27 protein-coding genes are annotated in these 25,542 nt (G+C 28.5%); 18 read left to right on the plus strand and 9 right to left on the minus strand.

Annotated features, from left to right (window positions below; translation table 11 throughout):
* Nucleotides 1-152: 152 nt before the first annotated feature.
* Both ACZ41D_RS05300 and map read left to right on the plus strand, forming a co-directional pair.
* Entirely contained in the window at nt 153-1,085 is a 933-nt protein-coding gene (locus ACZ41D_RS05300; RefSeq protein WP_464152884.1) for a tetratricopeptide repeat protein, read from the plus strand.
* Between the two features lie 51 nt (nt 1,086-1,136).
* Nucleotides 1,137-1,883 carry a type I methionyl aminopeptidase gene (map, locus tag ACZ41D_RS05305; RefSeq protein ID WP_464152885.1) on the plus strand — a complete coding sequence of 249 codons (747 nt, stop codon included), beginning with the start codon at nt 1,137-1,139 and terminating at the stop codon, nt 1,881-1,883.
* Nucleotides 1,884-1,943: 60 nt separating this feature from the next.
* Here map and ACZ41D_RS05310 read toward each other — a convergent pair whose 3' ends face one another.
* The gene (locus tag ACZ41D_RS05310; protein ID WP_464152886.1) at nt 1,944-2,261 is read right to left on the minus strand and encodes an ArsR/SmtB family transcription factor; all 318 of its coding nucleotides are present in this window, start codon (nt 2,259-2,261) and stop codon (nt 1,944-1,946) included.
* Nucleotides 2,262-2,490: 229 nt separating this feature from the next.
* On the opposite strand from ACZ41D_RS05310, the gene ACZ41D_RS05315 reads away from it, so the two are divergent.
* From ACZ41D_RS05315 to ACZ41D_RS05325, 3 genes are all read left to right on the plus strand, one after another.
* Nucleotides 2,491-3,420 (plus strand): GTP-binding protein, encoded by a 930-nt coding sequence (locus ACZ41D_RS05315; protein WP_464152887.1) that lies wholly within the window; start codon nt 2,491-2,493, stop codon nt 3,418-3,420.
* 26 nt (nt 3,421-3,446) lie between these two features.
* Nucleotides 3,447-3,677 carry a thioredoxin family protein gene (locus ACZ41D_RS05320; RefSeq protein WP_464152888.1) on the plus strand — a complete coding sequence of 77 codons (231 nt, stop codon included), beginning with the start codon at nt 3,447-3,449 and terminating at the stop codon, nt 3,675-3,677.
* Between the two features lie 375 nt (nt 3,678-4,052).
* Nucleotides 4,053-8,324 carry an acyl-CoA dehydratase activase-related protein gene (locus ACZ41D_RS05325; protein ID WP_464152889.1) on the plus strand — a complete coding sequence of 1,424 codons (4,272 nt, stop codon included), beginning with the start codon at nt 4,053-4,055 and terminating at the stop codon, nt 8,322-8,324.
* Nucleotides 8,325-8,391: 67 nt separating this feature from the next.
* On the opposite strand, the gene ACZ41D_RS05330 is transcribed toward ACZ41D_RS05325, so the two are convergent.
* The 4 genes from ACZ41D_RS05330 to ACZ41D_RS05345 form a co-directional block, all read right to left on the minus strand.
* Nucleotides 8,392-9,204, minus strand: coding sequence for an ABC transporter permease (locus ACZ41D_RS05330; RefSeq protein ID WP_464152890.1), 813 nt, complete (start codon nt 9,202-9,204; stop codon nt 8,392-8,394).
* Complete coding sequence (locus ACZ41D_RS05335; RefSeq protein ID WP_464152891.1) at nt 9,191-9,361, minus strand: sulfonate/nitrate/taurine transporter ATP-binding protein; 171 nt, start codon at nt 9,359-9,361, stop codon at nt 9,191-9,193. Before ACZ41D_RS05335 ends, ACZ41D_RS05330 begins: the two co-directional genes overlap by 14 nt.
* Before the next feature lie 56 nt (nt 9,362-9,417).
* Nucleotides 9,418-11,031 carry a recombinase family protein gene (locus ACZ41D_RS05340; protein WP_464152892.1) on the minus strand — a complete coding sequence of 538 codons (1,614 nt, stop codon included), beginning with the start codon at nt 11,029-11,031 and terminating at the stop codon, nt 9,418-9,420.
* Between the two features lie 290 nt (nt 11,032-11,321).
* The gene (locus ACZ41D_RS05345; protein ID WP_464152893.1) at nt 11,322-11,627 is read right to left on the minus strand and encodes a hypothetical protein; all 306 of its coding nucleotides are present in this window, start codon (nt 11,625-11,627) and stop codon (nt 11,322-11,324) included.
* Between the two features lie 262 nt (nt 11,628-11,889).
* On the opposite strand from ACZ41D_RS05345, the gene ACZ41D_RS05350 reads away from it, so the two are divergent.
* From ACZ41D_RS05350 to ACZ41D_RS05370, 5 genes are all read left to right on the plus strand, one after another.
* Nucleotides 11,890-12,069, plus strand: a complete 180-nt coding sequence (locus ACZ41D_RS05350; RefSeq protein WP_464152894.1) for a hypothetical protein — start codon at nt 11,890-11,892, stop codon at nt 12,067-12,069.
* Between the two features lie 327 nt (nt 12,070-12,396).
* Entirely contained in the window at nt 12,397-12,774 is a 378-nt protein-coding gene (locus ACZ41D_RS05355) for a PH domain-containing protein (RefSeq protein WP_464152895.1), read from the plus strand.
* 188 nt (nt 12,775-12,962) lie between these two features.
* On the plus strand, nt 12,963-13,064 hold the full coding sequence (locus ACZ41D_RS05360; RefSeq protein WP_464152896.1) for a phage holin family protein: 102 nt from the start codon (nt 12,963-12,965) through the stop codon (nt 13,062-13,064).
* Between the two features lie 70 nt (nt 13,065-13,134).
* On the plus strand, nt 13,135-14,100 hold the full coding sequence (locus ACZ41D_RS05365) for a S8 family peptidase (protein ID WP_464152897.1): 966 nt from the start codon (nt 13,135-13,137) through the stop codon (nt 14,098-14,100).
* A gap of 99 nt (nt 14,101-14,199) precedes the next feature.
* Complete coding sequence (locus tag ACZ41D_RS05370) at nt 14,200-14,547, plus strand: hypothetical protein (RefSeq protein ID WP_464152898.1); 348 nt, start codon at nt 14,200-14,202, stop codon at nt 14,545-14,547.
* Between the two features lie 182 nt (nt 14,548-14,729).
* On the opposite strand, the gene ACZ41D_RS05375 is transcribed toward ACZ41D_RS05370, so the two are convergent.
* Nucleotides 14,730-15,365, minus strand: a complete 636-nt coding sequence (locus tag ACZ41D_RS05375) for an ABC transporter ATP-binding protein (protein WP_464152899.1) — start codon at nt 15,363-15,365, stop codon at nt 14,730-14,732.
* Nucleotides 15,366-15,657: 292 nt separating this feature from the next.
* On the opposite strand from ACZ41D_RS05375, the gene ACZ41D_RS05380 reads away from it, so the two are divergent.
* The gene (locus tag ACZ41D_RS05380; protein ID WP_464152900.1) at nt 15,658-15,849 is read left to right on the plus strand and encodes a hypothetical protein; all 192 of its coding nucleotides are present in this window, start codon (nt 15,658-15,660) and stop codon (nt 15,847-15,849) included.
* A gap of 22 nt (nt 15,850-15,871) precedes the next feature.
* Here the strand turns inward: ACZ41D_RS05380 and ACZ41D_RS05385 are convergent, their stop codons facing one another.
* Nucleotides 15,872-16,084: a hypothetical protein gene (locus ACZ41D_RS05385; protein WP_464152901.1), complete on the minus strand. Its 213-nt coding sequence runs from the start codon at nt 16,082-16,084 to the stop codon at nt 15,872-15,874.
* Nucleotides 16,085-16,579: 495 nt separating this feature from the next.
* Here ACZ41D_RS05385 and rnhA point away from each other — a divergent pair, with 495 nt between their 5' ends.
* Nucleotides 16,580-17,065, plus strand: coding sequence for a ribonuclease HI (rnhA, locus tag ACZ41D_RS05390; protein ID WP_464152902.1), 486 nt, complete (start codon nt 16,580-16,582; stop codon nt 17,063-17,065).
* 292 nt (nt 17,066-17,357) lie between these two features.
* Here rnhA and ACZ41D_RS05395 read toward each other — a convergent pair whose 3' ends face one another.
* Nucleotides 17,358-18,560 carry a transposase gene (locus tag ACZ41D_RS05395; RefSeq protein WP_464152806.1) on the minus strand — a complete coding sequence of 401 codons (1,203 nt, stop codon included), beginning with the start codon at nt 18,558-18,560 and terminating at the stop codon, nt 17,358-17,360.
* A gap of 197 nt (nt 18,561-18,757) precedes the next feature.
* Entirely contained in the window at nt 18,758-19,150 is a 393-nt protein-coding gene (locus tag ACZ41D_RS05400) for a thioesterase family protein (protein WP_464152903.1), read from the minus strand.
* 296 nt (nt 19,151-19,446) lie between these two features.
* Between ACZ41D_RS05400 and ACZ41D_RS05405 the strand changes: the two genes are divergently transcribed.
* The 6 genes from ACZ41D_RS05405 to ACZ41D_RS05430 all read left to right on the plus strand — a co-directional run bounded on the left by ACZ41D_RS05405 (nt 19,447) and on the right by ACZ41D_RS05430 (nt 25,530).
* Nucleotides 19,447-20,550, plus strand: a complete 1,104-nt coding sequence (locus tag ACZ41D_RS05405; RefSeq protein WP_464153119.1) for a metallophosphoesterase family protein — start codon at nt 19,447-19,449, stop codon at nt 20,548-20,550.
* Nucleotides 20,547-23,282: an AAA family ATPase gene (locus ACZ41D_RS05410; RefSeq protein ID WP_464152904.1), complete on the plus strand. Its 2,736-nt coding sequence runs from the start codon at nt 20,547-20,549 to the stop codon at nt 23,280-23,282. Before ACZ41D_RS05405 ends, ACZ41D_RS05410 begins: the two co-directional genes overlap by 4 nt.
* 119 nt (nt 23,283-23,401) lie before the next feature.
* Complete coding sequence (locus ACZ41D_RS05415) at nt 23,402-24,088, plus strand: metallophosphoesterase (RefSeq protein WP_464152905.1); 687 nt, start codon at nt 23,402-23,404, stop codon at nt 24,086-24,088.
* 30 nt (nt 24,089-24,118) lie between these two features.
* Nucleotides 24,119-24,670 (plus strand): class IV adenylate cyclase, encoded by a 552-nt coding sequence (locus tag ACZ41D_RS05420; RefSeq protein WP_464152906.1) that lies wholly within the window; start codon nt 24,119-24,121, stop codon nt 24,668-24,670.
* A gap of 99 nt (nt 24,671-24,769) precedes the next feature.
* On the plus strand, nt 24,770-25,303 hold the full coding sequence (locus ACZ41D_RS05425; RefSeq protein WP_464152907.1) for a hypothetical protein: 534 nt from the start codon (nt 24,770-24,772) through the stop codon (nt 25,301-25,303).
* A gap of 71 nt (nt 25,304-25,374) precedes the next feature.
* Nucleotides 25,375-25,530: a hypothetical protein gene (locus ACZ41D_RS05430; protein ID WP_464152908.1), complete on the plus strand. Its 156-nt coding sequence runs from the start codon at nt 25,375-25,377 to the stop codon at nt 25,528-25,530.
* The last annotated feature ends 12 nt before the right edge of the window (nt 25,531-25,542 follow it).

The following is a 25,542-nucleotide window of genomic DNA, read 5'->3' on the forward strand; positions in this document are numbered from 1 at the left end:
GATATATTAGCATGTATCTAGGGGTTTTAATATTGTGAGAATAAAATTTAATTTAAAAACAACCTATACAGAGAAGCAAAGAAAAATTACTTAAAATAATGAAAGTGTGTTACACTATAATAGATAATAAATTATTTAGAGGTGTTTAACTAATGAAGAAGGATTTGACTAAATTAGATAGAAGAAATAATTATATGCTCATAGCAGAAAATTTTTATAATAAAAACAATAGAGAGAAAGCTCTTCAATTTTTTAATAAGGCTTTGGAATTTGATGAAGATCAAAAGGAAAGTGTGAATATATTATATTATATAGCTGTATTACATGATGAAATGGGCAATAGAGAAAAAGCATTAAAAGCATATAAAAAAATTATAAATGTTTCCCCTAATGAATCTGGTGCTTATTATGGGATAGCTATTATTCTCGATGACAGAGGAGACAAGGAAGAAGCTTTAAAATATTATTTAAAAGCAATAGAGTTAGATCCCTTATATGATAGAGCTTATTTTTATGTAGCAAATATTTATGATGAAAAAGGCAAAAAAGAAAAAGCTATAAAATATTACGAAAAAGTGTTAGAATTAAATCCAGAGGACTATATAGCTTATAACAATTTAGGGTCTATATATGAAGAATTAGGAGATTATGACAATGCTTTAAAAATGCTAAAAAAAAGTGTAGAGATTAAACCTTATTACTATAAAGCCTTGTTTAATATAGGTGTTATAAATAAAAAAATAGGAAAATTAGATGAGGCTATCAAGTGCTACAATAAAGCTATAGAAGCTAATAATATGTATCCTTATTCATATTTGAATAAATCAGTAATATATATAGAAGAGAAGAAATTTGATCTGGCTATTGATACTTTGACTGAAGGTATTAAAAATAATCCTGATGCAGAATTTTTGTATTATAATAGGGCTTGCTGCTATTCTAAAATAGGGGAGAAGGATAAAGCAATTAAAGACTTAGCAAAGTCTATAGAGTTATATCCTAAATTTAAGGATATAATAAAAAAGGATAAAGATTTAGATGATTTAAAAGGTTGTAAAGAATTTGATGAACTGTTTAACTTTTAATTTCTAAAAAATTATGAGTCTATTATCATATTAGAAAGGGAGTAATATTGTATGGTTATTTTAAAAACTATGAAAGAAATAGAGCTTATGAGACAAGCAGGAATTCTTTTAGCATCTTGTCATAAGGAGATTGCTAAGCTCATAGAGCCAGGCATATCAACTTTAGAGATAGATGATTTTGTTGAGAAGTATTTAAAAAAGCATGGAGCAACACCTGAACAGAAAGGGTATAACGGGTATCCTTTCGCAACTTGTGCTTCAGTAAATGATGAAATTTGTCATGGTTTTCCAAGAAAAGAGCCTTTAAAAGACGGAGATATAGTTACTATTGACATGGTAGTAAACTTAAATGGATGGTTAGCAGATTCAGCATGGTCATTTGAGGTAGGAAATGTTTCGAAAGAAGCTAAGAAATTATTACAAGTGACTAAGGAATCTTTATATAAAGGAATTGAAAAAGCTGTAATAGGTAATAGAATTGGAGATATTTCTCATGCTGTACAGACTTATGTAGAATCTCAAGGTTTTTCTGTAGTAAGAGATTTTGTAGGTCATGGTATAGGGCAAAGTATTCATGAGGATCCACAAGTACCTCACTTTGGGCGCCCTGGAAGAGGACCAAGGCTATTGGAAGGAATGGTTTTAACAATAGAGCCAATGGTAAATGTAGGTACATATCATTGTAAAATAGATTCAAATAATTGGACGGCAAGAACAGTTGATGGTAAGTTATCTGCTCAATATGAGCATACATTGGCTATAACTAAAGATGGCCCAATAATAATTACTGAACAGTAAAATATAAAATAGTAGACAATTTCTCATTATATCACCAGAATTGTCTACTATTTTTTATGTTTATTTATCATAAACAGCTTCTTGTATTGAATTTATTTGACTTTTGACTACTTTATTAGCATCTTCTATTATTTTGTAAATTTCTGGTATATCAACTTGGTATATCATTTTAAGCCCGTTTCTGTAGCTCGATATGATACCTTGATTTCTAAGTATTGATAAATGTTGAGAAACATTTGATTGTTCAAGCTGAAGTTCTTCAATGATTTCGCAAACACATAGAGGACCATTTTTTAATAGTTTAAGTATTTTAATTCTTGTTGGATGAGCTAATGTTTTAAATATACTAGCATATAAGTCCAATATTTTATCATTCACATAGTTCACCTTCTTTATTCTGGCATTCAAGCAATAAGTAGATATTAGATAAAATAGCTTATACATGTATTATATATTATAAATATATGCTTAACAACACGTGCTGTTTATATATAAAAAATATTAACATAGTGTTGACATATGAATGGTAGAGAAATATAATGAAATTAAATATTAGAAATTTATAATATACTAATATATTTATTAGCAAAAAACTAGGAGGATACAAATGGATAAGAGGACTGATCTATATTTATTATCTGGATTTTTAGGTGCTGGAAAAACTACTTTTTTAAAAGAAATATTAAAGAGTTTAGAGGATAAAAAAACTGGTGTAATAATGAATGAGTTTGGTAAAGTTAGTATTGATGGACCGATAATACAAAAAGATGGTCTTAAATTAACCGAAATCAACAGAGGTTCAATATTTTGTTCATGCTTGAAGCTTAACTTTATTCAGGCTATGATTGAAATGGCAAAATATAATCTTGATTATCTATTTGTTGAAAGCTCTGGTTTAGCAGATCCTTCAAACATAGGCGATGTTTTATATGGATTGGAGGGAACAGAGGGTGATGTTTATAATTACAAGGGATGTATATGTATTGTAGATGGACTTAACTTTCTAGACCAGATTAAAGAATTGGAAACTGTTGAAAGACAGATAAAGCACTGTCATTTAGTAGTTATAAGTAAAATAGATTTGATTGAACAGGATACTTTATCAAAAATTATTGAAAAAATTAAAGAGATAAATCCTAAAGCAGATATTCAATTATCTTCATTTGGTAAAATTGAAAAGCCTTTTACAAAGATGGATTTGATGAAAAATCAATGGGCTGAGAGTGAAGAATCATTAAACAAAGAGGAAAATAAACCTAAAACTTTACATTTAACATATACTAAGAGTATAGATAAAAAAGACCTTAGCAAATTTATTGATAAAATTTCTGCAGATACTTATAGAATCAAAGGTTTTTTTCAATTGCATGATGGATGGCATCAGGTTGATGTTGTAAATAGAAAAATTGACTATAAAGTTTGCGAACCTAAAAATACTTCACAGTTAGTTATTATATCAAAGATAGGACCACAAATAATAAGAAGTATTTTTAGTGCTTGGAATGATATAATTGGTGATGAAATGAAATTAAGATAAAATTATGTAAGAAAGGAGAATAGTTTATGAAAATAAAGGTATTAGGTAGTGGATGTGCAAAGTGTAAAAAGCTTGAAGCAAATGCAAGGGAAGCAATAAATCAACTAGGTATTGAAGCTTCAATTGAAAAGGTAGAGGATATAAAAGAAATTATGAGTTATGGAGTTATGTCAACACCAGCATTAGTAGTAGATGACGAAGTTAAGTCAACGGGGAAAGTGCTTAAGGCTAAGGAAATAGCTGAATTATTGAAATAAGCACTGTTTAGAGTGCTTATTTTTTTAGACAAAATAATTAAAAAAGAGTATTACTAATGAGATAGTATAACATAGTATTTTATATGGGCATACAAGGATATAATTATAATAAGGAAATTGTATAATTGTTGTAAAACGAAAAATTATACAATTTCCTTATTATATATTATTGATCTTTATATTGTTAACAGTTTTTTCCTTGTAAATAATATTTTGAAGTATTAAAATATGGTATAATAAAGTAAATTATTTACTTACTCGTGAATTGAAAATTTGTTTATGGTATAATTTTGTATAAAACACCTTAGATATTTAATGGGCTATAGATTTTTTAAAGAGTGAATAAGGGGGTTAAAGGCCAAGGGCCAAATATTTATGGAAAAGTTACATTTAGGTTTAGATGTAGGTTCTACTACAGTTAAATTAGTAGTATTAAATGAAAAATTAGATATTATTTTTAGCAGCTACAAAAGACATTTATCAGATATAAAAAGTAGTGTAAAAAATTTAATATTTGAGGCATATAATAAGTTTAAGAATGCAAAACTTACAATCATGGTCACAGGATCTGGTGGGTTAGCAGTTAATAAATGGATTAATATTCCTTTTATTCAAGAAGTTGTTGCATCAACTACTGCTATTAAAAGATTCATACCAGAGACTGATGTGGTAATAGAACTTGGAGGAGAAGACGCTAAGATAATTTATTTTGACGGTGGAGTAGACCAGAGGATGAACAGCATATGTGCTGGAGGTACAGGAGCTTTTATTGATCAAATGGCTTCATTGATTCATACAGATGCGGAAGGGTTAAATGAACTTTACAAAGGACATAAAACGATTTATCCTATCGCTTCTAGATGCGGGGTTTTTGCTAAAACTGATGTACAGGCGTTAATTAATCAAGGTGTTTCAAAAGAAGATATTGCTGCTAGTGTATTTCAATCTGTTGTAAACCAAACCATAACTACATTAGCTTGTGGAAGGCCTATAAAGGGAAAAGTAGCTTTTCTTGGTGGGCCATTACATTTCTTATCAGGGCTTAGAGAAAGATATATAAAAACTCTTAAATTAACTGATGAGGAAGCAATTCACCCTGAAAATTCTCAATTGTTTGTTGCTAAAGGTGCAGCTATAGCTTCTATAGATAAAAAAGAAATTTCTTTTGAAGAGCTTAAGGATCGATTTATATATTTTAATAAACCAATAGATATTGATGTTAAGAGAATCAGACCTCTTTTTAAAAATGATGAGGAGCTTAAAGTATTTAGAGATAATCATGCAACTAAAAAACTGGCAAAAGGAAAATTAGAAACGTATAATGGTAATTGTTTTTTAGGTATTGATGCAGGTTCTACTACTACTAAAGTGGTACTTATTGGAGAAGATAATCAAATATTGTATTCTTTTTATGGAAATAACCAAGGGAAGCCACTAGAGTTAGTAATTAAAATATTAAATGATATTTATTCTATAATGCCAAACACAGCTAAAATAGCTTATTCTACTTCAACAGGATATGGAGAAGAATTTATAAAAGCTGCCTTACATGTAGATGAAGGTGAAGTAGAGACTATAGCTCATTATAAAGCTGCAAACTATTTTTTACCTGGAGTTGATTTTATTCTTGATATCGGCGGACAGGATATGAAATGTATGAAGATTAAAAATGGAGTAATTGAGAGTATTCTTTTAAATGAAGCTTGTTCTTCAGGATGTGGTTCTTTTATTGAAACTTTTGCCCATTCTGTAAATATGACTACAGAAGAGTTTTTGAAAGCTGGTCTTATGGCAGAAAATCCCGTTGATTTAGGTTCAAGGTGTACGGTATTTATGAATTCAAAGGTAAAACAAGCACAAAAAGAAGGTGCTACAGTAGGTGATATAGCTGCAGGCCTTTCTTATTCAGTTATAAAAAATGCTCTACAGAAGGTTATTAAAATAAGAGACCCTAAAGAGATGGGAGAAAAAATTGTAGTCCAAGGAGGGACTTTTTATAGCGATGCTATACTTAGAAGCTTTGAATTAGTATCAGGTATAAGTGCTGTTAGACCAGAAAATCCTGGTTTAATGGGGGCATTAGGTGCTGCTTTAATAGCTAAAGAAAGGTATAACCCAAAAAAACAAACTACTTTGTTATGTAAAGATGAATTAAGTAATTTCACATACAAAACTAATATGAGAAGATGTGGGGGATGTGGCAATAATTGCCTACTTACTATAAATATTTTTTCTGATGGAAGCAAGTATATTACTGGAAATAGATGTGAAAAGGGAGCAGGTATTGTAAATAAAAATAGAGATATTCCAAACTTATATGATTATAAATACAAAAGGACTTTTGCATACAAACCTTTGGATAAAAAAGAAGCTAAAAGAGGTACTATAGGTATTCCAAGAGTTCTTAATATATATGAAAATTATCCATTTTGGTTTACGTTTTTTACTTTATTAGGATTTAGAGTAGAATTATCTGCACATTCAAAACGAAGTATATACGAGAAAGGTATAGGTTCTATACCTAGTGAAACAGCATGCTATCCTGCAAAGTTAGTTCATGGTCATATTATTGATTTGATAGAAAAAGGTATAAAAATTATTTTCTATCCTAGTGTTTTTTATGAAAAAAAAGAAGATAGCACAGCTGATAATCATTTAAATTGTCCAGTTGTTGCTTCTTATTCGGAAGTTATTAATAATAATATTGATGAAATTAAGAAAAAAAACGTATTGTTTATGAATCCTTTTTTAACACTTGATGATAAGAAAGGATTAAAAACAAGGTTATATGAAGAATTGAAAAAATTTTCTATACCAAAGAGAGAAATATTTAAGGCAGTAGATATTGCTTGGGAAGAACAGTTAAAGTATAAACGTGATATTAGGCAAAAAGGTGAAGAAGCCATTAAGTATATAAAGGAAAATAACTTAAAAGGAATAGTGTTATCTGGTAGACCATACCACATAGATCCTGAAATAAATCATGGTATTCCAAACGTGATTACCTCGCTTGGAATGGCTGTGTTAACTGAAGATTCTGTAGCTCACTTAGATGATGTAGAAAGACCATTAAGAGTATTGGATCAATGGGCATACCATTCTAGGTTATATAGAGCAGCTAATTTTGTAGCTAAGCAAAAAGATTTAGAATTAGTTCAATTAAATTCATTTGGTTGTGGGCTAGATGCAGTTACAACAGATCAAGTACAGGAAATACTTGAGAACTACAATAAGATTTATACCGTTTTAAAAATAGATGAAGTAAGCAATCTTGGTGCAGTAAAAATAAGACTTCGTTCACTTAAAGCTGCAATAGAGGAAAGAGAAAGATATGGTTTTAAGCCAAGTAAAATAGGAGAAATGCAAAAGAGGATAATATTTACTACTGAAATGAGGAAAAAACATACAATTTTAGCACCACAAATGGCACCAATACACTTTAAATTATTGCAGGAAGCTGTAAATACTTGCGGATATAATTTTGTGATATTGCCTTCTGTAGATAAAGAAGCAATAAATGAAGGCTTAAAATATGTTAATAATGATGCTTGTTATCCTTCTATTATAGTGGTTGGTCAATTTATAAATGCGTTGAAATCAGGAAAGTATGATTTAAATAATACTTCTATATTAATGAGCCAAACTGGTGGAATGTGTAGAGCATCAAATTATATTGGTTTTATAAGAAAAGCATTGAAAGATGCAGGGTTTGGAAATATTCCAGTAATAAGTGTAAATCCTTCAGGTATGGAAAAAAATCCAGGATTTACTTATTCTATGGAATTGGCAAGTAAGGGAATTATGGCAATTATGTATGGGGATCTTTTGATGAGAGTCCTTTATAGAGTTAGACCTTATGAAAAAATAAAGGGTTCTGCTAATATTTTGTTCGAGAAGTGGATGGAAAGGTGTATAGAGTCTGTAAAAACAGGGGATAAAAAAGAATATAAAGAAAATGTTGAGAATATTGTTAGAGATTTTGACGAATTAGAAATTACTGATATAAAAAAGCCAAAAGTTGGAATAGTTGGTGAGATATTAGTTAAATATCATCCTACAGCTAATAATAATATTGTAGAGATACTTGAAAATGAAGGAGCTGAAGTAGTAGTTCCTGATTTAACAGATTTTTTAATGTATTGTGGATACAATGCAACTTTCAAGCATAAATATTTATCAAAGCCAATGATAAATAAATTAGCTGGAGATGTAGCAATATCATATATGGAACACTATAGAAAACCTTTAAGGAAGGCGTTAGAAAATAGTAAAAGATTTACTGCACCTTTAACTGTTAAAAGGTTAGGAGAATTAGTTGAACCTTTTATTTCACTTGGCAATCAAGCTGGAGAAGGATGGCTTCTTACTGCTGAGATGATAGAACTGATTGAAAGTGGTACTAAAAATATTGTTTGTGTTCAACCTTTTGGGTGTTTGCCAAATCATATAACTGGTAAAGGAATGATTAAAGCAATCAAAGAAAAGTATGATGGGGCAAATATTGTTGCAATAGATTATGATCCAGGAGCAAGTGAAGTAAATCAATTAAATAGATTAAAATTGATGCTGTCAACAGCTAAAGATAATCTTAAGACTGATTTAGTTAAAACAGAAAATGACGTTGCTATTACATCGGTTTCTAATTAATGTTATGATATAATTGTATAATAAAATATATTATTTAATTGTGCAGAAGAGGCAGTAGTATCATATACTATTGCCTCCATTTCATGTATTTTTTTTCTATTATTGATACTCCCTTATACATTAATGCAGCTAATATAGCTAGTATAAATACACTCATCATAACTAAATCGAGTTTAAATACTTGACCACCATAAACTATCAAATATCCAATTCCTGCTTTTGATACTAAGAATTCTCCAACAATTACGCCTATCCAGGAAAGTCCTATGTTTACTTTGAGAGTGCTTATCATAGTAGGAACACTGGCTGGAAGTATAACCTTTTTTAAAATCTGAAACTTTGATGCTCCAAAGGTTTCAAGCATTTTTATCTTATCTTCATCTACTGATTTGAATCCATTATATACATTCATTATTGTAACTACAATTGATACAGCAATGGCAGTAACTATAATACCAGAATATCCTGCACCTACCCAGAGTATGATTATAGGAGCTAAAGCAGTTTTGGGAAGACTATTTAAAATTACGAGATATGGGTCTAATACTTTTGAAACAAAATCTGACCACCATAAAAGTATTGCTATAATAATTCCTAGAATAGTTCCTGAAATAAATCCTATTATAGTTTCTGTTACTGATATTCCTATATGATTGAAAAGTGTTCCACTATTTACATACTTAATAAAAAGGTTCCAAATCCCTGATGGATAGCTGGTTAGGAATGTATCTATCCAGTCAAGTCTTGCAGCAATTTCCCAAAGAAGCATTGCAATCACAAATATGAGTATTTGTGTTAATAAAATTGCTCTTTTTCTTCTTTTTATTTTCTTTAAAAATTCTATATGCTGTTTTGATTCTTTGTTTTTATACATGGACATCAAGCTCCTTCCATATTTTATTGAAATAATATCTAAACTCAGGAGCTTCTCTGCACTTCATAGGAGTACGAATTCCATTGGGGCATGAAAGCTTAATTTCAATTATATCCTTAATAATAGCAGGTCTTTTGGATAGTACTACTACTCTATCAGCCATAGATATAGCTTCAGCTATGTCTACTAAATGGTAGATAGATATATAAAAATGAAAAACTATTCTTGGCCATAGACTTTTATTTTTAAATTTTCACCATCCCATGTAACCTTATTAACTATTTTCCTAATTAAAGACTTCTGTTCATCAAAATCTAGATTATCTATGTTGTTAGCAAAATATTTAAGCATATCTTTTAATGCCTCAATATTATTTTGTTGAAGTAGAGAGTTTTCAACTTTTTCTTCTATATCATATAATTCCTTTTTTAATTCTTTTATTTTACTATCCAATTCTTCTATTTGCTTGATTATGTATTCTGCAGCTACAGATTTTTCATTTTTAGCTAATTGCATAGTAAGATTTTTAATTGAGTTTTCATATTCATGTATTTGTAATTCAAGTTGCTTTTTCTTATTTGAATTAGTATTGCTGAATTTAGAAATTTCTTTTTTCTTTTTATCTAGTTGCTTCATAAGGGCACTATTATTCATGGCCATATGTTTTAGCTCTTTTACAACTAAATCATCAGCCATTTGACCGTTAATATTTTTAATATTGCAATTTGACCCTCTGGACCTTTCCTTCATTAAGCATTTATAGTAATAATAGAATCCATAGCTTTTATTAGATACAGACACTCTCATAGTAGAGCCGCAGTCTGCACATCTGATTAACCCTGATAGCAGTCCATATTTTCCAGTACCTTTTCTTGGAGCTTTTATACTATTTGATTTAAGCATATTTTGCACTTGGATCCAGTCAGAGGAATTTATTATTCCTTTATGCTTTCCTACAGCAATAATCCATTTAGATTCATGTTTTTTTATTACTTTACTTTTTTTTATATCGTTTTTGTTAAATACCATAAGCCCATGTATGCCATCAAATTCTCTTATGTTCCCTGCAATATCAGAACCTAATTTCTTAAAGTATTTGTGTATGAGTTCATCTGCTATGCAGTATACAGGATTAGCAAGTATCACATTTAACGTGCTTGTATTAAAGTATTTACCAGCCTTAGTCTTAATATTGTTTTCTATGGTCCATGATGTTAGTTGGGTAAGAGAGTTTAACTCTAGATACTTTTGAAATAGCTGTTTTACTATTTTTAATTCTTCAGGAACAGGGGAGAGCTTATACATCTTTTTTTTATTCATTTCAGAGTCAAGGTATTCTATAGCTTCAGATTTAAAACCTATAGGTACTCTACCACCTAACCAACGACCACTTCTAGCAAGTTGGTACATATTATCTTTAATACGTTCTGCTATAGTTTCTCTTTCTAATTGTGCGAAAACAGAAGCGATATATGTCATAGCTCTACCCATAGGAGTAGAGGTATCAAATTGTTCTCTGATGGATACGAAGGATATATTATGCTCTTGAAGAGTCTCCAGTGTACTTGAAAAGTCTGCAACATTTCTACTAATCCTATCCAACCTATAGCACATCAAAACGTCAAATCTGCCTTTTCTAGCGTCTTTTATCATTCTTTTAAATTCAGGCCTTTTTGTATTACCACCTGAAAAACCTTCATCCTCATATACAACTATATCATCAATATGATTAAAATGTTTGCGTGCATAATCTTTGCACATTTCTATCTGATTTTCAATAGATTCACCTTTGCCTGTGAATTTAGATTTACGAGAGTAGATAGCTATTTTCATGGTATCACCCTTTTAAGTATATGTTAATGTTATTATAGTATAGAAGAAATTTTAAAAAAATTAGCCCTATTAACTGTAGGGCTAATTTTATAATATATAAACTAACATATTTTATTTTCTATGTTTGGATTATATGAATTGTTTATCTCATCAATAATTTGGCTTTTCTCTTTTTTACTGAGTCATCAAATTTACTGTTTATATTATCAATTTTAGACTCTAAATTATTAATAGAATTTCTATTTTCACGAATTTCAGATTTTAGTTCTTTTCTAGTATCTTGTAATTCTTTATTTAATCTTTTTTATGATGATTTCTTCATGTTTTGACACTTCAGCTTCAATTCTGTCTAATTTGTCAGAGTTTTGTTTATATCCATCAAATAAAGCGTCAAGCTTAGCTCCATGATTATTTTCAATATCAATAACTGTTTTTTCTACTTTACTTAATCTATTCTCTACTTTACTTAATCTATTTTCTACTTTGCTTAGTCTATTGTCTAATTTGTTGATTTTATCATTTACTTCTTTAAAACCTTCCTGCATTCCACTATACATTTTAGTCATAAGGTCAAAAATTTTATCTTCGTTATTCATAATTCAAAACTCCTTTGACTTTAACATACTATTTTTTTTCTATTAATCAAAAAGAAACTCTTCAAATTAATTATATCATAAAGTGTTGAATTGACGATATATGTTACTAAAAAATTCAAAAAAAGTGTTGTATATACAGAAATATAATAATGCAATTAAACTGTTTCGAGGAAGCGATACAGGGGGAATATTCTTGAAGGTTAAATTTGAAAACAGCATAGTACAAACTGAGGGCTTCATAGAATTTACTGAGGTGATATAAATGGCAAAGCAAAAAATAAATGTAATACTTGAGATACCTGATCCTGAATACGCATCAAAGCTTTTGTCAGAAGCGATAGTTGACATTATTGCCAAAAGGATAGAAAAATATCCACCTGAACAGCAGATTGCAATATATGATGAGTTGATAGATGAGGTAAAAAAGTGGATTATGCGATAAAAACTCTAGAAATATTTTGGAAAGTTGAAGTGGATCAACTAAGAGAAGAAATTGTGTTGATTCAACTCAAGAACAAGCATCATATACAGGACAAAATCAGTTGTATTTTCAAGGCAAGGAGATGGTCAAGTATCTAAGAAATATAGATATAAAGCAAGAAATAAAGGCATAAAAAAGTTAGCTAAATTTGATGGGGCAATCGGAATGAAAAGATTTATAAAAATCTATTATTATATAAAATTTTGCCAATTGTCGAATAAAGTTATACGGTTTAGGTAGGAATTTTTACTTTGATGTAGAAATAATATTGAGAAAGGAGGAATGTATGTGGGAATATTAAATGGATTAATGGGAAATGCTTCAGAAGTTAATATTGAAGATGTGAAAAAGGAATATGTTAATATATTAGCAGAGAATGAACAAGTAGAGAAAGCCTATAAGTTGATAAGAGATATGTTTATATTTACAAACAAGAGACTTATTCTCATAGACAAACAAGGAGTAACAGGAAAGAAAATAGAGTATCATTCTATTCCTTATAAGAGTATAACTCATTTTAGTATCGAGACAACAGGGCATTTTGATTTGGATGCTGAGCTAAAGATTTGGATATCTGGGACATCAGTACCAATAGAGAAACATTTTAACAAGAGCTTAAATATTTATGAACTACAATCAGTATTAGCGTCATATGTATTAAAATAGATAGACTAAAGAGCTTAAACTAAGGCTCTTTTTTTTATGCTCTGATAGATATAATTAAATCTATATTTTAAGCTAAAATAAGAAAAAGATAAAGAAAGCATGAGCAATATCAGCGTTTTTTCATAATATACATAATATAATTGATTAAAAGTTTATTAAGGAAAATGCTTATTATAATTATATTAATAATGACAGTAATGTTATACAAATTACTTAATGAAAGAATATCTAATCTAGAGAATATAGGCAAATGTAGTATTCCTTTACCGGATAAATTAATAAAAGCATAAAATAAATTGAAAGAAAGAGGTAAAAAGATACTTCTTAGTGAGATATTAAATTTAAGGTAGGTGATGAATAATGAAATATCTAAAACAAAATGAAGCTGAGTTTAAATTGTGTAATATAGATATTTGGCAAAATGATAATCTAGGCGAAGGCGTTACTGTTGTAGTATTAGATAGTGGTGATGAAGTTTTTGACAACGTGAAACATTATAATATAGTGATACCATTTGAAGACGAAGATGACGACACAGCACATGGAACAAGTGTAGTAGCTGTAGGTATGCAAATTGCACCTAAGACTAAAGTTGTATATATGTCGTATTTATACAATGATAAAAAAGAAAAAATAATAGATTGGATAATTGAACACAAAGATGAAATAGATTTAATTAATTGTAGTTTTAGTGGTTCTGTAAGAGAACTTAAAAGACTAGAAGGATTAGGATTACCAATCGTATGTTCTAGTGGAAACGATGGAGATAAAGACAAAAATGGAGTAAATGCACCGGGAAAATATGATTGGACTATAGCAGTAGGGGCTTATAGCGAAAATAATGGAAGTGTAGATCATTATAGTAATGGTGGAGAAAATTTAGATTGTGTAGCACCTTCATGGATATACTACCCAAATTCAAAGGGTAAGCCTGTGTTCTTTAATGGCACAAGTTGTTCCGCACCATTTGTAACTTTTTCTTTAGCATTATATTTTAGCTGGAGAAAAAGAAATAATCTACCTAAAATGAATGTAGAAGAAGTAAGACAATTTATTAAAAACAATACTCTTGACTTGTATGAAGAAGGGCATGACTACGAAAGTGGTTATGGGCTTTTTAGATTGCCTAAAGGAATGCCAGATATTAAGGAGGTAATTAATTTGAAAGATATTAATGGGCATTGGGCTGAAGAAAGTATTAAAAATATGATAATGGAAGGTATTATAGAAGGATATGAAGATGGTACATTTAGACCAGATGAAACTGTTACTAGAGCAGAGATAGCAGTAATAGCAGAAAGGATATTGAAGAAGGTGAAACAGTGAACAGACGAGATTTTATCAATTCAATTTTAGAGATGAACCTATTACTAGAGCAGAAGTTTTTTCTCTAATTGATAGAATATTGAATAAGGGGGTTGAATGATGTTTGATGACTTTATAACTGTTGATATGTTAAAAACATTTCCTGTTGCAGTTTCAATCACAGTAATATTAACACAGTTTTTTAAAGAAGCAATAGATGGGTTATTTAAAAAGCTTAAGATTGATGTTCATACTAAGTATGTAGTATTCTTTTTCGCATTAATTGTAGTGTTTATACCAATAAAAGAATCTATTACATTTGGGGTTGTTGCTGCAGGGGTCTTAAATGCTATATTATTAAGTTTAACTGCAATGAAATCCTATGATACTTTAGTAGATAAAGCCATAACTAAAATAGAAGAAAAGAAAGATACTGAAAATAATGGAGAAGAAAATGACCAGGTGTGATGCCTGGTTATTTTAGTTAAAATTGGATTTCCTTTTATATCGTCTTCACTAAGATTCATATTATTCACCTCTTTTAATTTCTTTAAAATGAATTCAAAGATTACAAGAATTATAAAGATACATTAAAATAGATACAAGTTAAATATAATAAATTACCTAGAAAATATTTTAGTAAAAATTAATTACCAACACCATATCCACCATTTAAAAAATATAGCTTCAGCTATGTCATGAGTAACCATTATGGCGGTTTTTTCTTCTTTTTTTAGTATAATTCCTATCTCATCTGCAATAGCTAATCTAGTTTGATAATCAAGGGCTGAAAAAGGTTCATCTAGTAGTAATAAATCAGGACGAACAGCAAGTGTTCTAATTAGTGCTGCTCTTTGTCTCATGCCTCCAGAAAGCTGTCTAGGATAACTATTTTTAAAATCTCCTAATCCATAAACATCAAGGAGATTTTGAACAAATTTTATATTTTCATCTGTAATTTTATTTTGAATTTCCAATCCAATTAACACATTTTCTAATATAGTCCTCCATTCAAATAAATGATCTTTTTGAAACATGTATCCAATGTCCTTACATGTTTCCGTTACTTCTCTTCCATTTACATATACTTTACCAGAAGAAGGTTTTATAAGACCAGCTATAATGGATAACAATGTTGATTTACCACATCCGCTTGGTCCTACAACTACCACTATTTCTCCATGGCTTACATTTAGATTTATATTCTTAATAGCTTCTGTTTCACCATCTAAAGTATGATATATCATACTAATATTTTTAATTTCAACTACCTTTTGTTTTTCCATTATTTTGTAGGCCCCCTTTGGGAAATAATTAGGAGTTTGACATATATTATATTATTCAAGAGAGCTAGGGATTGTGAACAATCTTTAATATAAAAGTGTGGTAAATAAGTTTAAATTTAAAGGAGAAGGTGGTTAGGATATTTTTAAGAAAAAGTAATCTAGCAAAAAAAAAGGATTTCTTATAGATATTTAGAATTACATATTAAATGAAAAATCAGATGAGGAACTTGCAAAATTTAACAATCTATTTTATTATGCAATTTCCTCAATTTAAAATCTTGGAGGTAATAATGTGAAATATAAATATGAGAAAAGATTTGATAATTATATAATCGGTTTGGGTATTGTTTTGGGTTCGGTTATTGGTGGGATAGTTGCTAATATAACTGGTGGTGATGTAAATTCTATAGCTATAAAAGGAGGAATTATAGGGTTAATTTTAGGAATAGTTATTTACTCGATAATTAAAAAGATGAAAAGATAATTAATATAAATAAGTATCTAAATTACCAAGGAATATTATCTAACTCATCTCCTCTTAATGCAGGAAGTATTTTTGATTTTAGTGGTTCGGGTACTTCCTTTAGTTTTCTATTGTCAATACTAATAATGAGACTTGTTTTTACTTTTAGTTTTAATGCTAATTCTTTTGCTGTATATCCACGATTTTTTCTTAATTCTTTTATAGTTTTATTTCTATTTTTGAATGCAAATAACATATTTATCACCTCAAGATGATTATATAATGATAATTTATCTAATTGCAACGAAAGAAATAACTCTTTAGAAAAATAATAAAAATGATGATGCTCGACCTTATAATATTTCTATAGACTATGACAAAAATAAACACATGGTACAGATTAAATGTAACCTCAAATATTTAGGCAATAGTCATACAGATTATTGTTAATAAAAACATGCCAAGCTAATGTATAATTTATGTTATTAGTTTGGTGTGTTTTTATTATGCAATTTTTCTTCTCATATTAATTTTTATATTTATTTCATTGATGATATGTTATGTTTTTAATCAAATAACTATTTGAAAGTATACGATCTAATTGTGTTTACACATTTAATTTTGATATTATATAAGATATATTATATAATTTAAATAATATTAGAATTGTAAAATTAGGCTATTTTATAAATGATTTCTATTTTATATTTTTACAGTTGAGAATAGGGGCATTTATTATGGAGGGATTATAGTGCGTAAAGAGGTAACTATTTATACTGATGGTGCTTGCCAAGGAAATCCAGATGGACCTGGAGGATATGGCTCTGTTCTTATATATAAAGATAAACAAGGAAATGTACATAAGAAGGAAATATCAGGAGGTTTTTCAAATACAACAAATAATAGAATGGAATTGATGGCAGCTATATGTGGGATTGAAGCTCTCAAAGAGCCATGTGATGTTGTAGTATATTCTGATTCAAAATATCTAGTTGATGCAATAGAAAAAAAATGGGTGTATAGATGGCAAAGTAATGATTGGATGCGAGATACAAAAAAAGGAATAAAAGCAAAGAACATCGATTTATGGCAAAGGCTCCTTTCTGTTATGAATAAGCACAATGTTGTTTTTAAATGGGTAAAGGGACATGCAGGAATATCAGAAAATGAGTTGTGTGATAGATTAGCAACTGAAGCAGCTACGAGAGATAATTTACCAGTTGATAATGGTAGATAGAAAATGGTAGGTTGAAATATTGTGTTTATTACTATTAAATCACTATATATTTATAAAGAAAATATATAAATGACACTTTGATTGCTAAAGAATTTTGATGAGGTAAAATTTTAAAAACGTATATCATAAAAAAGTATACCAATCTAGTTTATTGAGGAAATTGCATAATTCATCTTTTTCACAGTAGAAAAAAAGAGCATAGAGCGATAGCTCATTGAAAATGAGATTTTAAATTTGATATTTATTTTAGAATAATGCAAAGAACCTCCTAAATAAAGGTAATTTTATGCCGTTAGGCAGCTTTATTAACAACTTTACTTGAATTTAATGATATTGTTCCAGCTATAAGTGCTATGCAATTTAATAATGAGTGAACCTTGGCTTTTTTAATACCTTTAGACCTTATGTTATCTAAATTTAGATATTCTTTAAGTCTACTATTACATCTTTCAACTGATGTCCTTTTATCATATAACTTTTTCCAACTAGTAGAAGGCCTTAAAGGATATCCATAATGCCTTGGGTTTTCTTTATAATTGACTTTAAAAGTATATCCGTAGGTAGAAGAAGAACACCAATTCATTCCATAAGGACAATTACACTTACCTAAAGCGTGAGGGCAACGGAATTTAAGATATTTTCCATCTTTGCCCCAATATACTAATTTATATCCTGCGGAGCAGATAGGATTAAAATCTTCATCTAATCCAGCAGGTGGGGCATAGCTTCGTCTAGGATTGTAAGCTATTATTGGAATACCATTAAATTCGTTTATTATATCTTTATAAACATACTCAAAGTCATACCCAGAATCCATAGCATAATATTTAGGCTTAAAAATATCTTTATAATTATTAAAAAATTGCTTTATTAAAGGTATAGCTACAGTGCCATCATAAGTATTTGCTGGGGTTACTAAAATATCTAATGGCAGTTCGCTTTTAGAATCACATAATATATGAAGTTTCCAACCAAACCACTTTACAGTGTTACCATTAGTATCCTTTTTAATCCCCCAGTTAGGGTTGTAGTCATCATCTACGATATATTTTTTAGGTTTAGCAGCTTCATAAGAACTAAATTTTGTTGAATCAATAGAGATATGTTCTCCATCAATTATATTAAGTTCTTTTGCTTTAACAACTAAAGAATGGAACAATTGCTCAAGTTCATCTGTTTGAGTTAATTTATCTAAGAATCTGCTAAAAGTTGATTCAGATGGTACTTTGCCAAGGACACCAAAACCACAACAATATCTTAAAACAGGATTTTGCTTAAGATTAAGAACTAAATCTTTTATAGTTTGAATTTTTTCAACTTGCATAGCAATCAAAGCATAAATTAAAGTTTCAGGTTCATAGCCCTTCGGGCCTTTAGAATTATGAGATTTTCTTAGTTTACAAGCTAAATTAGAAACGTCAATTTGAGATAAAATCATCTCTAATTTAGTTTTTTGTTGAAATTCCATAATTTCCTCAAAGGAAATCAAGCACATTTGTCGAATATACATTTAAGAAGTTTCACTCCCTTCGGGTATAGAGTTTGCTTACTTAATATATTCGACATTTAGGGGTGAAACTCCTTTTTGCGTTTACTGAAATTTAGAAAAATCAACAATTTAAAATTGTGCAAGTTTCTCTATTATTAATGTTAATATATTGGTATACTTTTATTTTCTATGACATATTTACTTTATTTATTTGTTTTTAATCTTTCCAAAAATTTATTAACATTTACTATGTATCTTATGTGTTTACCTTTACCAATTTTCTTATTTTCATCATATGCTTCTACATCAAAATATAACTTTTTTCCATCGACACGAGTTAATTTAGATTTAGCTGTAACCTTCATACCTATAGGGGTAGCAGCAATGTGATCCACATTAATATTTATACCAACTGTAGAGAAACCTTCACCTATGTTGTCATTTAAAGCTTTTACAGAAGCGTTCTCCATTAAAGATATTAACACAGGTGTTGCTAATACTTCAATATCACCACTACCTACTGCTTTGGCAGTATCTTCTTCACTAACGATTTTTTCTGTTATTCCTTGAAGGCCTATTTTCATTTCATTTTCCACATTATCTCCTCCTTTAAAAAAGCACTAAAATGATTACAAAATAATATTTTAAGTTGATAACAATTTTTCAAACAACTATAACACATAATTGCTTACTCATATTACTATGATATAATTAATCCAGTTAAAAATTCAAGGGCTTATTTTTAAATAGAACTAAAGAAAATTTATAACTTGCAGAATTTTGACCTTGTAGTAATTATGCAATTTCTTCAATTACATAAAACCAATATTTATAGAAGGATTTTAACCTTTTATATCGAATACATGTTCTATACAAGTGAGGTGTAGTTGTGATGAAAATTAAATGTATTCATACAGGAGATTTGCATTTAGGAATGGAGTTTAAAAATGCAAGTTTTAATAAACAACAAGCAAATATACGTAGATTGGAATTATGGGAGACATTTGAGAAAATTGTAAATAGAGCAGAAGAAGAAAGATGTAATTTACTACTAATAGCAGGAGATTTATTTGAAGATGATTTATGTTCTATTGGGGATATAAAAAGAATAAATGAAAAGTTTAAAGAATTGACTAATACCAAAGTAATTATTTCTGCAGGAAATCACGACAACATAAGCGAGAAATCTTTATATAAATTGATTAATTGGCATGAAAATGTACATATATTTGATACTACAGGAATCTCAAAAATTGAATTTGAGGATATAAATACAGTAGTATGGGGGTATAGTTGGTCTAAAAAAGAAGAAAAAGAAGAAATTATAAAAAATTTAAAAGTAGACGAAAAAAATAAGATAAATATACTGATGATACACGCAGATGTGATAAATAAGAATACTGAGTATCTTCCAATTGATAAGGATTTACTGTATAATGCGGGTTTTGACTATATTGCTTTAGGTCATATACATAAGCCACAATTTATTAAAGAAAATATTAGTTATTGTGGAAGTCCAGAGCCTTTGGATTTTGGAGAAACAGGAGAGCATGGTATAGTAGAAGGCGTTATATCTTCAGGAAAAACTTTAATGAAGTTTATTCCTTTTAGCAAGAGAAATTTCATCGTAAAGAATCTAAACATATCTGAGGAAAAGAGTTATAATGATATAATCAATAGGATAATAAAAATTGATGATATAGAAAATAGGAGCAATAATTTTTATAGAATTATATTAAATGGGTTAAGAGATAGAGATATAAATTTAAATTATAGTGATTTAATGGAAACTGTGAAAAATGAATTTTACTATATTGAACTTATAGATAATACTCAACCTGATTATGACCTTGAAAGGATGGAAAAGGAAAACAGCAACAATATTATTGGACATTTTATAAGAGTTATGAAGGAAAAAGGTATTGAGGATCCAGTAAACAAAAAGGCATTGTATTTTGGATTGGAGGCATTAATGAGTGAGAAGGTGAAGAAATGATTTTACTAGAGCTGATACTGACTTCTTTTGGAAAATTTAATAATAAAACTATAAAACTAGATAAAGGAATAAATATCGTATATGGTGATAATGAAGCAGGTAAAAGTACTATACATAAATTCATTGAAGGAATGTTTTTTGGATTTTACAAGCCTTATACGAAGAGAAGAATGTATTCAGATGATTATGACAAGTATTTTCCATGGGACCAAAGTGATTTTAGGGGTACGTTAAAGTATTTGCATGAACAAAATATATATAGAATAGAAAGAAATTTTGCCAAAGGAAGCGATGAAGTAAAGATATTTGATGATAAAAATGGAGAGGACATAACTCAATTATTTGATTATGATAATACAACTAGACTTTATCAGCCGTCATCTTTGCATTTGTGTCTAAATAGGGTTGTTTATAACAATACTATAAGTATTAGTCAGCTAAAAAATAAGACTGAAGAACTTTTAGCCAAAGAAGTTAAGGACAGCCTTATAAATCTTGGCGGAAGTATGGATGAAGATATATCCATAAAAAAGGTATTAGAAAAGCTTGACAAGCAAATTAATGATATAGGTACAAAAAATAGAGTTAAAACATCTCCATATGGTAAGATAATAGATGAGTTGGAGAAGCTTAAAGAAGAAGAAAAAAATGCAAAAAAAATATATAAACAAATAAAGGAAAACCAAATTGAACTAAATAATTTAGGCGTAGAGATTGAAAATTTAGAGATTAAAAAAGATAATATTAGAAAAAATTTACTTTTGATTGAAAGCTATAGAGCATATAAGAGGTATGAAGAAGTTATAAAGATTCAGGATGAGATACACAAATTAGAAGAAAACGTAGATACATTAAAAGGTTATCAAAATATTAGTGAAGAAGATTATACTGAAATAATAAGGACAGAAGAAGCAAAAGATTATCAAAAAGGTGCACTTCAAAATAATCAAGTGAAATCCAAGAAACTTTTAAAAGAGTTAAAAAAGATAGAAGATTATTTGGATAAATTTAAGAATTACGATAGTATTAATAGAGAAGATATAGATAACTTAGTAAGTAAATATCATATTCTAAATGAAAAGAAAGATGAGCTTAATGAAATAACATTAAAAATACAACAAATTTCTTCAAAGATAAATGATAAGGATTCAAGTATAGCTGATATCTTAGATGACTTATATCTTTATGAAGAAAAAGAAGAAGAAAGAAATAAACTTATTTATAATTCAGAATATGGTAATTTAGAATTTATAAAAACAAGACTAGAAGAGAAGGAAAAGGCACTAAAAAAACACAAGGTTTTTCAGGTTACTTCTGTGATTGGTGGAGCTATAGCGACTATTATAGGGTTTGCTATAAATTATTTATTTTTATTAATTTGCTTATTACCAGTAGGCTTTCTTTTGTATAGCTTAATATCTTCCAAGGAACTTAAGAATTATATTATTAAATTAAAAAATCAGCTTGAAGAGAAGACAGCTGAGATACAGAAAAGAAATGATAAGATTAAATCACTTGAATCAGAAATGGAATATATATTAAAAAAGTATAATTGTAGTTCTAAGCTTGAATTAAAAAAATTTGCTGATGAGTACTCAAAAGAATCGATATTATATAAGGATAAGCTTTCAAGTTTAAATGAAATTACAAGCAAGAGAGATATGATTATATCTGAAATAGATAATTATGAAAAATCAATAAAAAACTGTATAAAAGTTTTTGGCTTTACGGAAATAAATTTAGAAAATATAAAGAATGCAAAATCAAAGTATGAAGATTATATTCGAAAATTTGATGAAAAACAAAGATTAGATATTCAATTAGAAGAAATTAACAATGAAATTAAAAAATCTAGTACCAAAGTCAGAGAATATGAAATATTAATAAATAATATTTACGAGAAAAACAATATCGAAAATATAGAGGAATTTAAATATTCTTTAGAAAAGAAAAAAGAGTTAGAAAAAATCATCCAAAGCATAGAAAGCAAAAGAGGAGTATTAAGTAAGTTACTAGAAGATAAAAGCATAGAAGGATTAAAAGAAAAGTCGAAAAAATATAGAGAGTGTATGAATAGCTCTATAAAAATTTTAGACCAAGAAAAATTAGAAAAAGAATTAAAAAGTATTGAAAGTGAGATATATGAGAAGAGAAATCAGTATACTAGGCTTGAGGAAAGAATATCTAATTTGCTTAATTCTATTACACCATTAGTACAAATTGAAGAAGAAATATTAAGAAAAACAAAACAAAAGGAAGAGTATGAAGAAAATCTTAGAGCATTAGAGCTTTCTAGAAATACTATAGATAAAATATCTAAGGACATACAGAGAGATTTTGCTCCTAAACTTAATAAAAAGGTAGGCAGTATAATAAAAGGTATAACTGGAAGTAGATATACAGAAGTGAAAATTACTGAGAAGTTAGATATAAAGGTAACTGACCCTAAGACTCATAAACTAGTGGATATAGAAAGGCTAAGTGGTGGTACTATAGACCAGATATATTTTGCTACAAGGTTTGGTATTATTGATACTATAATGAAAGGTGCTAATACACCGTTAATATTAGATGATTGTTTTATACAATATGATAATAAAAGGCTTGCTAATATACTTGAATTTTTAGCAAAAGAAGCTAATAATAGACAGATAATATTGTTTACTTGTCATGAAAGGGAGAAAGAAATATTTGAGGATATGGGTATAAGTTTTAATTTTATTCAGTTATAATAAAGTTCAAGTAAAACATTTAATGTATTACATTAACCCTTGAAAAACTGTAAAATTGGCTATTTTAGTGTTAATGTTAAACTTTAAGATTAACTTTTAACTGTAATGGAGTGATATGTATGGCAATATATGGAATAGGAGATTTGCATTTAGACTTTACTGGACAAAAGCCTATGAATATATTTGGTCCAAATTGGGAGAAACATGAAGAGAAGATATTTGAAAGTTGGAGAAGGGTAGTACGTGAGAATGATTTAGTTCTTATACCAGGAGATGTGTCTTGGGCATCAAAACTTTACGATGCTTACGAAGACTTAAAGAAAATTGATGAGTTACCAGGAATAAAGGTTATAAGTAAGGGCAACCATGATTATTGGTGGGAAACTAAAACTAAGATGAATGCATTAGGTTTAAAAACTATCCACTTTTTGTTTAACGATTCATTTATATATGATGATGTAGCCATATGTGGCACTAGAGGTTGGCCTGCAAAGGATAGCGATGAATTTGATAGTCATGATGAAAAAATATTTGATAGAGAAATAAATCGATTAAAACTTTCGTTGAATTCATCTGATGGTGTGAAGAAAAAAGTAGTGATGTTACACTATCCGCCCTTTAATGTTACTGATAGTAAGCCTAATGAGTTTGCTAAAGTGATGAAGGAGTATGGTGTTTATTTATGTGTATATGGACATTTACATGGTGAAGGACATAGATTGGTAGTTAATGGTACTATTGATGGCATAGATTATGTGTGCATATCTAGTGATTACTTAGATTTTAAGCTTGAGAAGATACTATGATACGAAAAATAAAATTTGAGGTGAATATACATGGAAAAAGAAATGGAAGTAAAGGTTTTAGGAATAGACCCTAAAGATATTGAAAATAAGTTAAAAGAAATTGGTGCACATTATATAAAAAAAGAACACCAAATAAATTCAATATATGATAATAATGAAAGAGAAATAAAAAATGTACATAATGGATATTTGAGAATAAGGGAAAGTAAAGACCTTGACTCACTAAAAACTGAATATATTTTTACTCTTAAGACAAATAAAGGCATAGGTGATTTAAGAGAAAATATAGAAACTTCTACAAAAATTCAAAACAAAGAAGCATTAGAAATAATATTAAAAACATTAGGATTAAAAAAAGTACATGAAGGGTCAAAGACTAGAATATCGTATAAATATGAAAATATAAGATTTGATATTGATACATGGGATAAAGAAACATATCCACATCCTTATCTTGAAATAGAAGTAGAGGATAAAAATGATTTAGAGAAAGCAATAGAGTTATTAGATATTAACAGAGAAAAAGTAACTTCAAAATCATTAGCGCAATTGAGGATAGAAATTGGATTAGGAGATTTATAGAACAGTCACTTTAAAGTGGCTGTTTTTTTTCACCAAAAAATATTATGTGCATAAAATATAATGAGTATATTTTATGAGCAATTTAAAGGTGGGTATAGCATGAATCCAGTTATTTTTTTATTATTGATATTGATAAGTAAAAAAAATTTAAGTATCAATAATCTTAATATAGACCAGAATTTTGATGTAAAAGTAAATATGATAAAAAGTATAAAACCTTACTTTAGAAAGGAAGACCAACAGATACTATGTAAGGCTGAAGATATTCTTAAAATCTTATCTATAATTTCAAACATAAAAAATAACAATTATGACAGCTCAATTACCACAAATTTCAAAAAATTATCAGTAGAGGAGAAAAGAGAAAAGATATTTAAAGAAATGTCTAGATTTATGACTGGAGATAATAAAGCTGTAGCAGAAAATTTGCTTACTACTAAATCAAATATTAATAAGGTAAAGAGTAATTTGAATTATCTAAATACCAAGGTAAAATCTAGTGATAATAAGGGGAAATTAAATACATTGATTGATTATATAGATTGCTTTAAACCAATTCTAAAAGAAGAAATAATAGGGAAGATTAGAAAACTTGAGCAAATTATTAGAGTTATTCAATCTAAAAATTATTAAAATATTTGTAACCAAAGATCAAGTTTTGAATACTATATATTATATAAGTTTTATTGAGGAGGGTTGAAGTTATGTTCGATAATCTATTTGGATGTGGTAATGAAAGTATAATCTTATTACTCTTCTTACTATTCTTTTTATTTGGTGGTTTTGATTGGCTTGGTTTTGGTGGAGATGAAGGACTTCTTATTTTCTTTATAGTATTGTTATTATTATTTAGTTATTAATCAATCAATAAA

Source organism: Brassicibacter thermophilus (assembly GCF_055378355.1).